12 protein-coding genes and 1 tRNA gene are annotated in these 14,752 nt (G+C 46.2%); 3 read left to right on the top strand and 10 right to left on the bottom strand.

Features of this window, described 5'->3' with window-relative positions; all coding sequences use genetic code 11:
- The first annotated feature begins 411 nt into the window (after positions 1-411).
- Both GZK95_RS12685 and metC read left to right on the top strand, forming a co-directional pair.
- A complete protein-coding gene (locus GZK95_RS12685) occupies positions 412-1,644 on the top strand; it encodes a dicarboxylate/amino acid:cation symporter (protein ID WP_075716027.1) in 1,233 nt (410 codons plus the stop codon).
- A gap of 22 nt (positions 1,645-1,666) precedes the next feature.
- Complete coding sequence (gene metC, locus GZK95_RS12690; protein ID WP_075709046.1) at positions 1,667-2,857, top strand: cystathionine beta-lyase; 1,191 nt, start codon at positions 1,667-1,669, stop codon at positions 2,855-2,857.
- Positions 2,858-3,152: 295 nt separating this feature from the next.
- Here metC and GZK95_RS12695 read toward each other — a convergent pair.
- Positions 3,153-3,237: transfer RNA gene (locus GZK95_RS12695), tRNA-Leu, on the bottom strand.
- A gap of 190 nt (positions 3,238-3,427) precedes the next feature.
- Here GZK95_RS12695 and GZK95_RS12700 point away from each other — a divergent pair.
- Positions 3,428-3,904 carry an RDD family protein gene (locus GZK95_RS12700; protein ID WP_075709045.1) on the top strand — a complete coding sequence of 159 codons (477 nt, stop codon included), beginning with the start codon at positions 3,428-3,430 and terminating at the stop codon, positions 3,902-3,904.
- Between the two features lie 59 nt (positions 3,905-3,963).
- Here the strand turns inward: GZK95_RS12700 and luxS are convergent, their stop codons facing one another.
- The 9 genes from luxS to GZK95_RS12745 all read right to left on the bottom strand — a co-directional run bounded on the left by luxS (position 3,964) and on the right by GZK95_RS12745 (position 14,438).
- Positions 3,964-4,491, bottom strand: a complete 528-nt coding sequence (gene luxS / locus GZK95_RS12705; protein WP_075716026.1) for an S-ribosylhomocysteine lyase — start codon at positions 4,489-4,491, stop codon at positions 3,964-3,966.
- 17 nt (positions 4,492-4,508) lie between these two features.
- On the bottom strand, positions 4,509-5,120 hold the full coding sequence (locus GZK95_RS12710) for a transglycosylase SLT domain-containing protein (protein ID WP_075716025.1): 612 nt from the start codon (positions 5,118-5,120) through the stop codon (positions 4,509-4,511).
- 2 nt (positions 5,121-5,122) lie between these two features.
- Complete coding sequence (gene gshA / locus GZK95_RS12715) at positions 5,123-6,691, bottom strand: glutamate--cysteine ligase (RefSeq protein ID WP_075716024.1); 1,569 nt, start codon at positions 6,689-6,691, stop codon at positions 5,123-5,125.
- 123 nt (positions 6,692-6,814) lie between these two features.
- On the bottom strand, positions 6,815-9,673 hold the full coding sequence (locus GZK95_RS12720) for a M16 family metallopeptidase (RefSeq protein WP_075716023.1): 2,859 nt from the start codon (positions 9,671-9,673) through the stop codon (positions 6,815-6,817).
- A gap of 9 nt (positions 9,674-9,682) precedes the next feature.
- Positions 9,683-10,144, bottom strand: coding sequence for a YqaA family protein (locus tag GZK95_RS12725; protein WP_075709040.1), 462 nt, complete (start codon positions 10,142-10,144; stop codon positions 9,683-9,685).
- Positions 10,138-11,088: an NADP-dependent oxidoreductase gene (locus GZK95_RS12730; protein WP_075716022.1), complete on the bottom strand. Its 951-nt coding sequence runs from the start codon at positions 11,086-11,088 to the stop codon at positions 10,138-10,140. Before GZK95_RS12730 ends, GZK95_RS12725 begins: the two co-directional genes overlap by 7 nt.
- Before the next feature lie 144 nt (positions 11,089-11,232).
- Positions 11,233-12,363, bottom strand: a complete 1,131-nt coding sequence (locus GZK95_RS12735) for a sodium ion-translocating decarboxylase subunit beta (protein WP_075709038.1) — start codon at positions 12,361-12,363, stop codon at positions 11,233-11,235.
- Positions 12,364-12,372: 9 nt separating this feature from the next.
- Positions 12,373-14,154: a sodium-extruding oxaloacetate decarboxylase subunit alpha gene (gene oadA / locus GZK95_RS12740; protein ID WP_075709037.1), complete on the bottom strand. Its 1,782-nt coding sequence runs from the start codon at positions 14,152-14,154 to the stop codon at positions 12,373-12,375.
- Between the two features lie 29 nt (positions 14,155-14,183).
- Positions 14,184-14,438 (bottom strand): oxaloacetate decarboxylase subunit gamma, encoded by a 255-nt coding sequence (locus tag GZK95_RS12745; RefSeq protein WP_075709036.1) that lies wholly within the window; start codon positions 14,436-14,438, stop codon positions 14,184-14,186.
- Positions 14,439-14,752: the final 314 nt, after the last annotated feature.

A 14,752-nucleotide genomic window follows, 5' to 3' on the forward strand; every position in this document is an offset into this window, starting at 1 on the left:
CTAATTGGGTCGACTACAAGTATAAATCCTTTATCTCGTAAGCCCTGTCGTTACTTACATTATCGATAAATATCACCTATACCGAATGTTTTCGCTGGCAATGTAAAGCTTTTCTCCACCAGCGGCAATCTTTCCTCATAGCACTCTGCGAAAATCACTTTTGCACGTTCCTTTGCTCCCATTGCGAAAGCTCATTTAATGTTAACAACAGTCGCTCAACAATTAACCAGTGTTAATATTAATCATCAGTACTGTAACCAGCCACATGTTACCCCGATCACGCTTTGCGGGTTTATTTAGATTTCTATCACTAATTGCTTATTCATGCTTTGCTGAATTAGTTTAGCGACTGTACCATTTTAGTGTAGTCACTAAACCATTTTAGTCTTATAACAAAATGAGTAAAAAATTATGTGGAAAAAACTAGAACCCTACCGTTCATCAATAGTACTGCTACTTGCGCTTGTTGCGGGGGCAACACTTGGCATCGTTTCTCCTGAACTTGCGCTAAAAGTTAAGCCTATCGGCCAAATTTTCTTAAACCTTTTATTTATGATCATCGTGCCTCTAGTCGGTATTAGCGTAATGTCATCAATTGCTGAGATGACTGACCTTAAAAAGCTAGGCAAGCTACTAGGTTTGGTACTGATCGTCTCTATCACGATGGCGGCAATTCCTGCCCTTGGCATCATTGGTGTCGCTTCTATTTTCGATCCAGCGCAAGGCGTTGTCATCGACCTAAATGAGAAATTCACTGGTGGTCAAGGTGGCATGGACTTCGTCAGCATGTTCACCACTAACGACTTTGTCGGTCTGCTATCTAAATCAAATATCTTAGCTTTGATCATTATGTCGGTACTTGGCGGTATCGCGATTGGCCAAGCAGGTGAACGCGGTAAGGTAATCGCTGAGCTACTTAAGAGTGCCAACGAAGTTGTAATGAACATTGTGGGCCTCATCATGAAAGGGGCACCATTAGGTCTTGGTGCATTCTTCGCGGCAACTATGGCAGAGCAAGATACTGAGCTATTGAGCACTTTTGCTAGCGCATCTATTTTGTTCTTCGTTACTGCTGCAATTTACTTTGTGATTGGTTCAATTGTGTACTCGTACATTGGCGGAGGCGTGAAAGGCGTTAAAGCTTTCTGGAAAAATGCAGCTGAGCCTTCAATCACAGCTCTCGGAACCTGCTCTTCTCTGGGAACTCTGCCTGTCACTATTCGTGCAGCAAAGAACATGGGTATCAAAGAAGAGATCGCCGATATCTGTCTACCATTGTTGGTCAACCTAAACAAAGGTGGCGTAGCGATGATTGCAGCACTGAAGATCGTATTCATTTATGCCGTACTAGGCATGCCATTCACCTTTGATGTGTTCATCACCACAATGATTATTGCCATCCTTTCGGCAATCATCGTCGGCGGTGTACCTGGTGGCGCTTTCCTCGGCGAAATCTTTATCGTCACTACGCTCGGTTTACCGTTAGAAGTGATTCCTATGCTAGTGGTGATCGGCACCATCACCGATGCCCCAGCAACCCTACTCAATGTGATTCACGACCTAAACGCGACGCAAATTGTCGAACGTTTCATGGGTAAAAAAGACTCGCAAACCCAAGAAAATCCTCAAAAGCAATTAGCATAATCAATATTAAGAGACAAATCCTATGACTAGTAAAAATATGGAAACCAAATTAGTAACAGCAGGCCGTAAACCTCGTTTTCTGCAAGGTTCTGTAAACCCTGTTATTCAACGTGCATCGTCTCTGGTATTTGAAAGCGTTCAACAGAAAAAGCATGCAACTGCCAATCGCGCCAAAGGTGAACTGTTTTATGGTCGCCGCGGCACCCTAACCCACTTTGCATTCCAAGATGCAATGTGTGAATTAGAGGGCGGCGCGGGCTGCTATCTATATCCATGTGGTGCTGCGGCTATCTCTAACGCTATCTTAGCGTTTGTAGAGTCCGGCGACCACGTTGTAATGACCGGCGCAGCCTATGAACCAACACAAGACTTTTGTAATGTTGTCTTAAAAGATCTCGGTGTTGAAACGACCTACTATGACCCGACTATTGGTGAAAAGATCGCAGAACTTGTTCAACCAAACACCAAAGTAGTATTTCTCGAGTCACCAAGCTCGGTCACGATGGAAGTACAAGATATTCCAGCGATCGTTAAAGCGGTAAGAGCAATCAATGAAGAGATCATTATCATGATCGATAATACTTGGGCTGCTGGTATCTTATTCCCTGCACTAGAACATGGCATCGATATTTCGATCCAAGCGGGCACCAAATATATCGTAGGGCACTCGGATGCAATGCTTGGTACGGCGGTAAGTAACCAACGTTGTTGGGATCGTCTAAGAGAACGCTCTTACCTTATGGGACAAATGGTTGATGCCGATACTGCCTATGTCGCATCTCGTGGTTTACGTACAATGGGAATTCGCCTAGCTCAACATGAGAAGGCCAGTATTGAAGTAGCGAAATGGCTAGCAGAACGTCCAGAAGTGGCAGTGGTCAATCACCCAGCACTACCGAGCTGCAAAGGGCATGAATTTTATGTTCGCGACTTCAAAGGTTGTAATGGTCTATTTAGTTTTGTACTAAACAAGAAGCTATCTTCAGAAGAGTTAGCGTTGTACTTAGACAACTTCGAGCATTTCTCTATGGCCTATTCTTGGGGTGGTTTCGAGTCATTGATTCTAGCCAACCAACCTGAAGAGCTTAATGCAATTCGCCCAGCAAACCCTGTTGATTTCGAAGGAACCTTGATTCGTATCCATGTTGGTTTAGAAAACGTTGGTGATCTTATTGAAGATCTCGCGGCTGGCTTTGATCGCATTTACAAATAATCGCAACACTCTCTAGACTAAATGCCCAGACTTCGTTCTGGGCTTTTTTACATTCCTTTCAACCTGAAAGTCAGTGAGAACTAATAACACAGGCACTCCTGACGCCACTCCGGGTTGGAATTCACAAACCTCAGATACAACAAAGCCCCGACTTTCATCGAGGCTTTATCGTATAAATAGGGTACCGGTGGGCGACTTGACTGGGCAGGCACTCCTGACGCCACGCTGGGTTGGAATTCACAAACCCCAGATACAACAAAGCCCCGACTTTCGTCGAGGCTTTATCGTATAAATATGGTACCGGTGGGCGGACTTGAACCGCCACGCCCGAAGGCAACGGATTTTGAATCCGTCGTGTATACCAATTTCACCACACCGGCATCTTAAGGCTGTTGCCTCTTGATGTTTGGCATTATACGTAACAATGCGTAACGTGCAAGTGCAAAAGACTGAAACTATTATCGTTTGCTGATAATTTCGCCACAAAGCATTAAGCTGTGCGCAAGCTCTCTTTTCACAACGGGAGTGAACTATTATCCTGACGCCTATTTTCCATCTTGAGTGACGAGTATGAGCAACCAACAGCCACTTCCACCAGCGGGTCTAATGCGCCGCCTTGGGGCTTTGTTTTATGACAGCCTGATTATTCTTGCAATTGAAATGATGGCAGCGGGCGTCGTTATTGCAGTATTGCACGCGCTTATCGCCATGAATCTATTTGACGTTGCACCCTATGTTGATGTGAGTGATCTTCTTACCAAGCATCCAATATGGAGTCCGATCTATACTTTCTATCTTGCTGCTGTATGGATTTATTTCTTTGTTTACTTTTGGACAAGAGCAGGCCAAACGCTAGGAATGCGAGCATGGAAAATCCAAGTACGCAATTTACAGGGTGGTCGAATTACAGTGACTCAAGCACTAATTCGACTCGCAACGTCTGGTTTTGGTCTGGCAAACTTTACCGTGCCACTTGACCCACAAAAACGTGGTTTTCACGATATTTGGGCAAAAACCCAAGTCGTGGTATTACCCAAAGTGCAATAAACCAGTAATCACAGTGACAAAAAAGGAAGGCATCTGCCTTCCTTTTATTTGTTCAACACTTACTTGTACTGATCAACACGCAGTTCTTTCAACATCGCTTCTGGCAAAGCGAGCTCATCATTTTTGTTAACCGAGATACCCGCAGCAATAATTGCCTGTGCGATTTGCTTAGCTTCATCTAATGAGTGCATCGCTGCTGTACCACATTGATACTCGTTAAGTTCAGGAATCTTGTTTTGATCTTCGACCTTGAGTACATCTTGCATTGCCGCAAGCCAAGCTGCTGCAACTTGCTGTTCGTCAGGTGTACCAATCAAACTCATATAAAAGCCGGTACGGCACCCCATTGGTGAGATGTCGATAATTTCTACACTATCACCATTCAAATGATTACGCATAAACCCAGCATATAGGTGCTCTAGCGTATGAATCCCTCTCTCAGACAAGATATCTTTGTTTGGTGCGGTAAAGCGTAAGTCAAAGACCGTGATGGTATCACCTTTTGGCGTCGTCATGGTTTTGGCGACTCGAACCGCTGGTGCATTCATACGTGTGTGATCAACAGTAAAGCTATCTAGTAATGGCATCATCCCTCTCTTTCTGGCTAGAAAAACCAGCTTCTATTATTTTCCAACTCTTGTCGGCACTGTTTAAGCTGCCAACCATAATCCTTTGCTTGTTGCTCCACTTTTCGTGCCACACGAATCAGTGAAGGCTTGCCTTGATAGGTTTTACGTTTATAACCACCTCGGCCTTCGTGATACGCCAAGTATTGGTTGTATGGATCCCACTTTGAGATACCTAATTGTTTTTGTGTCTCGGAGGTATACCAACCAATAAACATTAACGAATCATCAAAACTGGTGCGAGAGCCGCCATGATCGGTCGCTCTTTGAAAGTCTTCCCATGCCGGATCTTGTGCTTGCGCATAACCATATGCGCTACTGACGCGTCCCCAAGGAATAAAACCTAACAGGTAATCTTTTGGCGGTCTAGCGTCGTGTCGAAAACTACTTTCTTGTTTTACAAACGCCATTGCCACATTTATTGGCGTGCCCCACTCTTCTTGCATATCCACTGCATCACTGTACCAATCAGGGTTTTGACGAAATATGGAACAAAGATTACTTTGATCTGAAGGAGGAGACGTAGCGCAGCCACCTATACTGGCTGCACTAATGAGTAAAGCGAGTTTTAGAATCCTTTCTTTGGTCATAATTACGCTTTTAAATAGGAGAAATAGTCAGTAAGAAAGTCATCAAAACTGAGTGTATCCGCTTCTTCTTGTGCTCGCTGATCGGCTCTAGAACGCGCAACCTCGGCTTCCATCTTCTCTTGAGAGTACTCACGGTAATGATGTGCTAGATGCTGCTTGATATATTTGCGCCCGAGAGAACGACCAAGATTCCCTAGCCCTTCATGTGCTTTGGTGTCAGCCAATACTTGACCAGATAAAGTCAGCTCTGGGTTGTCTATCCATCCCTTCAGCTTGTCACAAACTGCTTGATATTCATTACCACCCAGCACTTGGTCCATCTTCTCTGCCACTAGAGTCAGCTCAACAAACACGCGTTTTGCCCACTCTTGCAGAGTCAGAACTTCGCCTTTACAACCAATCTGCAGTTCAAGACCCACTTTACGACCTTCAAGTACCACCTTATTCCAGTTTTCACGCCAGCAAGCTTGCTCGCAGAAATCCATCGGCTCAGAGTCACTCAACGCTGCCCAAGTCAAAAACAAGTCAAGGAAGCGAACTTGGTCTTCATTAATGCCAATCGCACTATATGGGTTCACATCAAGCGAACGAACTTCAATATACTCTACCCCGCCACGAGTTAAGGCTTCTGACGGCTTTTCACCTTTTTGCGTTACACGCTTAGGGCGAATAGGGGCATACAACTCGTTTTCGATTTGCAGCACATTGCTGTTCAGTTGGCGATATTCTCCATCAACTTTGACACCGATTTTGGCAAACTCTTCTGATGGCAAACGGATCGCACCGTTTAAGCCCTCTAGATACTCTTCAATGCTGTTGAAACCAATTTTAAGTACACTTTGTTCACTACTGGTGTAACCGAGGTCGCTTAATCGTAACGAGGTCGCTTGTGGCAAGAAAAGCGTCTTACCAATGTTTTCAAACGGCAACTTAGTTTCTCTTCCTTGGATAAAGGAGGAGCACAAAGCCGGTGATGCGCCAAAGAAGAATGGGATCAACCAGCCAAAGCGGTAATAGTTGCGAATCAAAGCAAAGTAGCCCGCTGACTTCGTCGCTTGGCGTTCTTCTTCATCTTGCTCACCATGCAAAGCATCCCAAAATGCATCAGGGAATGAGAAGTTAAAGTGCACTCCAGAGATTATCTGCATCAAACTACCATAGCGGCGTTTCAAACCTTCTCGGTAGAGGGTTTTCATTTTGCCTGAGTTCGATGTGCCGTATTGAGCTAGGTTGATAATGTCCTCATCTGAAACGTAGCATGGCATCGACAACGGCCACATTTTCTCACCGTCTAACTGAGTTTGTGTGAAGTGGTGAATATCTTCTAGCTGTGCCAGTAGAGTATCGATATCTTGTGATACAGGAGTAATAAATTCCAATAACGACTCGGCAAAGTCTGTGGTAATCCAGTTATTGGAATATGCGGAACCTAAACCTGCAGGATGTGGGGTGGTCGCCAGATTCCCACCTTGTTTGTAGCGAAGGGTTTCTCGTTCTACGCCGCGCCCAAAGTTCTTAAATACTTTAGGATCACGGGCAACTTTCTCTAAACGCGCAGCAAAATCTGTCAAAACGGAGTCGCCTTAATCTGTGGTTCATCACTGCATAGTCAAATCTATGCGGTGCGAACTGGCTTAATACATACTGTAGGGCGATATATACCGCCCTACTAACATGCTCTCTTTATGTGTCCTTTACTGGACAATTTCAAGCTGTTTGATAGGAATCTGTAACGATTCCAGCTGTGGTTTTAACTTTTTAGCATCACCAACAACAACTATTTGGTAATCTTCTGGATTAAACCACTTCTTCGCCAACGCATCTAGTACATCCTTGTTGACCGTTTCGACAATTTTGTTCCTTTGTTGTAGATAATCCTCATCTAAACTGAAGGTCAAAATACTTCCCAGTAGCTGGGTCTTCTGTGATGGCGTTTCATACTTGAGCGCATCTTGTTGACCGACCGCCAAACGCATAAAGCTCAACTCTTGGTCAGTCATGCCTTGTTCACTATACTGTTGCAGCTCTTTTTGCATCTCAATAATCGATGGAACGGTTGCATCGGCACGAACCTGAGCAGAAAAGATCACCGCGCCAACTTCGCGGTTAGACGCAAGGTAGCCACTTGCCCCATAAGTGTAGCCTTTCTCTTCACGCAAATTCTGATTCAGGCGGCTATTAAAGTTCCCTGCTAAGTTAAAGTTGGCGAGTTGCGTTAGGTACACTTCACCGGTTGCGTCAAATGGTAGCCCTTGGCGCACCATACGCACAACGCTTTGAGGCGCTCCAGGCTTGTCGACTAAGTAGATAGCCTGACCCGAAACTGGTCTCACTAATTGCGGGCTTAATAACGGGGGTACATCACCTTGCCATGCTTCGATGGAGGCTAACTGCGCAACAATATCATTTTTGGAAAGATCGCCAACCACCACAATTTGTGCACCTTGCGGGGTGTACTGCTTGTGGTAGAAATCTTTGACATCTTGCAAAGTTAAGTTGCTGATAGACTCCACACTACCATCGCTCGGGCGCTGATAAATCGAACCGGCAAACAACACTTGTCTCGTCGCTTGCGATGCCAACCAACTCGGTTGTTGATGTTGATACACCATTCCCTCTAGCATCTGTTTTTTCACGCGTGCGAAATCTGCTTCTTTGAACGCAGGCTCAAATAGCACTTCATTCACGATAGCCAGAGTTTGTGGCAAGTTCTTTTCTAAGCTCGCCAACGAAATCGTCGTGGTGTAATTGCCAGCATTTATCGACACACTGCTACCCAATTTATCCAGACGAGCCTGAAGCTCTTCAAGCGTCGACTGTTGCGTCCCTTCTTGCATCATCGCAGCCGTAAGGTTAGCAATTCCCTCTTTGCCTGAAGGCGCATAACGCTCTCCGGCTGGCAAACGAATATCCAATTGCACTGTTGGCGTTTCATCGCTAACGGTGCCTAACAACTCTGCACCATTATCAAAGTAGACTCGGTAGAGTTGTGGCATCTCCGCCTGTACGGCCTCGGCCACTTGCGGCATGATTGAACGATCGAAGCTATCCACCGGGCGGCGGTAGACAAGATCACTGTCTTTCACCTTCTGGTACTCTGGTAAGGTGCGCTTTGGGGTCGTGAAATTGCTCGGCTGCACAGCCATCTCTAATTTGCCACGCGGAACCACACTTAACGTCACTTTGTGGTGACCATTAATGTACTTCTTATAGGCTGCCATTACTGATTCTGGCGTTACCGCACGAATACGTTCTAGCTGACTCTGCAATCGGTCAGGCTGACCAAAAAACGTTTGATTGGCAGCGAGCTGGGAAACTTTGCCTTTGACACTTTGTAGCGCGAACACTGCCGATGACTCAGACATACCCGTAATTTGGTCAAGACGCTGTTGGCTAATACCTTGCTGTTCAAAGCCATTCAAAATCTGCATCATCTCTTGATACAAAGGTTTTAACTGCCCTTTCTCGCCCGATGGAGCCATGGCGTAGATGTAAAAATTACACGCCAACTCAGAACAATCTTGGAAAGCACCCGCATCGACCGCTTTTTGTGTTTTGACCAATTTTTGATACAGCAATGAGTTCGCACCGCTACCCAATGATGACGCTAATGCATTTAACGCCATTTCATCTTGGTGACCGCTGTACTGCGTTGGCCAGCCAATCAGCACCATAGGTTGCTGAATACGATCTTGTAAAGTGATGTACTTATCTTCGTTGAGTATTGCTGGCTGCTTAGGTGCTTGCTCTACTTCTGGACCACGAGGAATCGAACCAAAATATTTGCTTACCCATTCAAGAGTTTGATCGACGTCGATGTCCCCGCCGATAGTCAGTACTGCATTGTTTGGACCATACCAACGTAAGAAAAATGCTTTGAGATCATTAACGTCCACACGATTGAGATCTTCGATATAGCCAATGGTTTGCCATGAATATGGGTGACCTTCTGGGTACATTGCTTCACCCATCCGCTCCCACATCAAACCATAAGGGCGATTGTCGTAGTTTTGCGCCCGCTCGTTTTTCACCGTATCGCGCTGAATTTCAAACTTACGTTGAGAAACTGCATCAAGCAAAAAGCCCATACGATCAGATTCCAGCCACAGCATTTTCTCTAACTGGTTAGCAGGAACCGTCTCAAAATAGTTGGTACGGTCGCGGTTAGTGGTCCCATTTAAAGAACCACCAGCCTCAGTGATTAAACGAAAATGTTCTTGGTCACCAACATGTTCACTACCTTGAAACATCATGTGCTCAAAAAAGTGCGCAAAGCCCGACTTACCAATGTCTTCACGGGCAGAACCGACATGATAGGTAACGTCAACATGAACAAGCGGATCTGAATGATCCGGGGAAAGAATAACCGTCAACCCATTATCAAGTGTGTATTTACTGTAGGGGATGGTCGCTTTGCCAGCGACAGAGTCCACCTCTTCAACCAGTTTGACACCATGAGGAAGAGAGGAGAAAAACGGGGCGGAATAATCGAGATTCGAGGTGCAACCAAACAATGCGGTAAGAGAAACGGCACCAAGTAGAAACTTTCTCATCGTATTTCCTTAGAAAAAACCGTAGAACAAAGCAGCAAGTAAAGCGTAACGGCACGCTTTTCCAATAAGGATCAACCAAAAGCTTGGCCAAAACCTCATTCGAAGCCAACCTGCTGCAAGACATAAAGGGTCACCAATCACAGGCAACCAACTAAAAAACAGACACCAGTAACCATATTTTTGTAACCACTGGATGGCTTTATGACCATGTTTTTCGTTTTGAGTTCGATTAGGTAGCCACAGTCCTAACCAATAGTTCGTCAAACCACCTAGCGTATTGCCCAGCGTGGCGACGCAAATAACCCATGCAGGAGAGTATTGATTTAGGCTCAAAGTAGCAATTAAACCAGCCTCTGAGCCTCCGGGTAATAAGGTTGCGCTAAGTAGACCACTAAAAAATAGTACCCAGAGCGCGGAATCAGAAAACCATAATGCGATAGATTGAAACGCGGTATTAAACGTTTCTAGCATTGCATATCCAACAAAATCTTTCCTCTTGTACGCCCTGTTTCCATCTGTTTATGAGCATCAACTACCTGTTCCATTGGGTAGACTTGGTAAATTTCAGTTTTAAGCAAACCGATGCTGACTAAATACAACATCGCATCAAGCTGTTCTGGATTCGGATCCACTAACATGCCCGTTGCTTCAAAGCCGAGTAACTTCGCTTTTTCACAGATCAGTTCAGCACTTAAAGTTGGAACCGTCACGACCTTAGCGCCATCTTTTAAACATTTCAGGGCATCCAGCGCAGCGTCACCACCGACTAAGTCAACCAAAGCATCGGCCTCTTCAACGCGTTCTGACACAGGGGCGAATTCGTAATTAATAGCATGAGCACCAAGGGTAGCAAGGTAATCAAGATTACGCTCGCTGCATGTGGTAAAAACTTCCGCTTTTGCCGCAACAGCCAGTTGCACGGCAATATGACCGACGCCACCAGCGCCTGCAAGAATCAAGACTCGTTGCCCTTCTTGAACCGAGACCTTATCAAGAGCTTGAATCGCCGTTTGACCTGCAAGAGGCAAAGCCGCAGCTGCTTCAAGGGTCACCGCTTCAGGCACACGACTTAATACGGCTTCTGGTACGGATATATATTGACTATAGCCACCACCTTGCAAAGGAAAACCGATAAAGCCCGCAACCTTGTCGCCAACATCAAATTTCTGCGTCCCTTCACCACACTGATAAACCGAACCAGCGATGTCATAACCTAAGGCCCAAGGCAGGTTATCTTTATTCTGTGCCGCCGCCCAGCCAAGCCCGGCTCGCGTCTTTACATCAATCGGATTCACACCCGCAAAAGCGACTCTCACCACCACTTCACCAGGCTTTGCTTCGGGCATTGGTGAACTCTGGATTGTGAGTACTTCAGGCTCTCCAAAACTTGGGATGACAACTTGTTTGTTTTCCATAGCAACGAATCCTTATCGATATAAAAAAGGGATGCCGAAGCATCCCTTTGAATATATAACATTTTGTTTGCCTTGGTTAACCACTTGATCGCAATTTAACCAAGTTATTACCTCGGCAACTCCGCTCACGAGCGTCGCTGTGTTCTAGCCAACTAGAGCCAGCAAAATACCCGCAGCCACGGCCGAACCCAGAACGCCCGCGACATTGGGTCCCATCGCGTGCATTAGCAGGAAGTTTTGCGGGTTCGCCTCTAGACCTACTTTGTTCACCACACGAGCAGCCATTGGTACAGCCGATACCCCAGCTGCACCAATCAGTGGGTTAATGTCTTCTTTAGACAGCTTGTTCAACAGCTTCGCCATCAACACACCACCACCAGTACCAATACTGAAAGCCACAGCACCGAGCCCTAGAATACCCAAGGTTTCGAGGTTCAAAAACTCTTCTGCTTGCAGCTTGGAGCCTACGCCAAGTCCTAAGAAAATCGTCACAATGTTGATCAACTCATTCTGCGCGGTTTTCGACAAACGCTCCACCACACCCGCTTCACGCATCAAGTTGCCGAGACAGAACATCCCAACCAGTGGCGTCGCCGACGGCAAGAACAAGATGGTCATCATCAACACCGCAAGTGGAAAAAGAATTTTCTCTGTTTTTCCCACATGGCGTAGCTGAGCCATTTTGATCTTGCGCTCTTCTGGTGTCGTGAGCGCTTTCATAATTGGTGGTTGAATAATCGGTACCAGAGCCATATAGCTGTATGCCGCCACCGCGATTGCGCCAAGAAGATCTGGCGACAATTGGCTGGCAAGGAAAATCGCTGTTGGACCATCGGCACCACCTATAATCGCAATGGATGCCGCATCCGCCATGGAGAACTCCATACCAGGAACATAGTTAAGTAAGATCGCACCAAACAAAGTAGCAAAAATACCAAACTGTGCCGCCGCCCCAAGCCAAAGCGTTTTCGGGTTAGCAATCAAGGCGCCGAAGTCTGTCATTGCCCCTACACCCATAAAGATCAGTAGCGGGAAAACGCCCGAATCGATACCAATATAGTAAACGTAGTAAAGCATACCGCCAGGCTCGGTAAAGCCCGCATTGGGGATATTAGCCAAAATGGCGCCAAAGCCAATTGGCAACAGCAGTAACGGTTCAAAACCTTTTCGAATCGCTAAGAACAGTAGAACACAGCCGACAGCAATCATGCATAGCTGACCAAATTCAAAGTTAGCAATGCCAGTTTCAGACCAAAGTGTTAGTAATCCGTCCATGGTACTCCCTTACGCTAAGCTCAGTAGCGGGGCACCCACGACAACCGAGTCACCCTCTTTCACATGGAGATCCTGAACGACACCACCACGAGCAGCACGCACTTCTGTTTCCATCTTCATTGCTTCAAGGATGAGTAGTACATCGCCTTCAGCCACTTCAGAACCACTTTGCACATTAACTTTAAAAATATTACCAGCCAGTGGGGCTGGAACAGCCTCTGCGCTGGCACTCGGTGCAGCGGCAGGCGCAGCAGCTTGTGTCGAAGTGCTTGGAGTGACTGACGTTAGTTGCCCTTGAGGCCCTACTTCAACATCATAAACTTGCCCATCGACTTTCACGCTGTAAGTTTCAATACCACCTTGTACTGGTGCTGCTACTGGCGCAGCAGGTGCAGGTTGCTCTTTACCCGGCGCAGGTTCAAATGCATCAGGATTATGGCGATTTTTAAGGAACTTAAGACCAACTTGTGGAAATAACGCATAGGTCAGTACATCATCCACTGTATCTTGCGCAAGCGAGATGCCTTCCTGCTTAGCTTTTGCTAGCAAGTCATCGGTCAACTTATCCAGTTCCGCTTCAAGTAGATCGGCAGGGCGACAGGTGATTGGTTCTGCACCATCGAGTACTTTAGCTTGCAGTTCCGCATTCACTTCCGCAGGTGCGGCACCATACTCACCTTTGAGGACCCCCGCGGTTTCTTTGGTGATGCTCTTATAACGTTCGCCGGTCAGTACATTGATCACCGCTTGCGTACCGACGATCTGAGATGTTGGTGTTACAAGAGGGATATAGCCAAGATCTTGGCGAACACGTGGGATCTCTTCTAAAACCTCATCGATACGATCCGCTGCACCTTGCTCTTTAAGTTGCCCTTCCATATTGGTCAACATACCGCCCGGGACTTGTGCAATTAGAATGCGTGAATCAACCCCTTTGAGTGAGCCTTCCCATTTCGCATACTTCTTGCGTACTTCGCGGAAATAAGCCGCAATGGGCTCCAGTTGCTCAAGGTTGAGGTTAGTGTCACGCTCGGTGCCTTGCAGCATTGCAACAACGGTTTCAGTCGGCGTATGACCATAAGTACAACTCATAGAAGAAATTGAGGTGTCCAGAATATCGATCCCCGCCTCAACAGCCTTCACTGCCGTCGCCGTTGATAGCCCTGTTGTCGCATGGCAATGAAGTGCTAATGGGATTTCACAAGAAGCCTTAATCCGAGTGATCAACTCTTCAGCTTCATATGGCTTAAGCAAACCAGACATGTCTTTAATACACAGAGAGTGACAACCTAGGTCCTCAAGGCGCTTAGCAAGATCCACCCAAGTGTCGGCGTTGTGCACCGGACTGGTTGTGTAAGAGAGCGTACCTTGTGCATGAGCACCTACATCCACCGCCGCTTTCACTGCTTTCTGGAAATTGCGCACATCGTTCATCGCGTCAAAGATACGGAACACATCCATACCATTCGCGTGAGCACGCTCAACAAACTTTTCTACTACGTCGTCGGCATAGTGGCGGTATCCTAAAAGGTTTTGACCACGCAGTAGCATCTGCATCGGGGTATTAGGCATCGCCTTTTTAAGTTCACGTAGGCGTTCCCAAGGATCTTCACCCAAGAAACGGATGCACGAATCAAACGTCGCGCCACCCCAAGTTTCTAAAGACCAGTAGCCGACTTTATCTAGTTCAGCGGCGATCGGTAACATATCTTCGATACGCATACGTGTTGCAAACAACGATTGATGTGCATCGCGAAGTACCACATCAGTGATAGCTAGTGGTTTAGACATGCTCATTAACTCCTTTTAATCCTTTAATGCTATTTCGCAGCAGAAGTACGGTATTGGTGCACCGCTGCGGAAATGGCCGCTACGACCTTTGGGCTTACAGCAGCAGATGATTGAACTGGTTTACTCTGAAATGGGGTAGAGATCGGCTCTGGCACTTCCTCTGGCACTAACCGAGACATCAACCTAACGAGGTATACAAGAATTGTGAGGAAAATAAATACCACCGACATCCCTGTAAGCATCAGGGTGGCAGCATCAAATAGTTGGCTTCCAATATTGTCCATTTTGCGTCCTTTCTTTGTCATCCTGACAACTGCCTATTTGGTCAAGCTATTACGCTATACAACCTATCACTTAACCGAGGCGGCACCATAAGGTGCTCTACATTGCCGCTGGATGCATCCTATTATCCCGACAAGAGGACTAGGATTATCTCGATTGGTTAAACTTTGTCAATTTTGTTTAAGGCACACTTTATGATATTCCACATTTCTGGCGAAACATTCGTCACACAAATCACATAAAGCTGGATTATTCGGTGTTAAAAAGAACAATTAACTAGTGTTTTTACCACGTTATTCCAAGTAAAAAGAGATTA

Source organism: Vibrio panuliri (assembly GCF_009938205.1).
Classification (GTDB): Bacteria; Pseudomonadota; Gammaproteobacteria; order Enterobacterales; family Vibrionaceae; genus Vibrio; species Vibrio panuliri.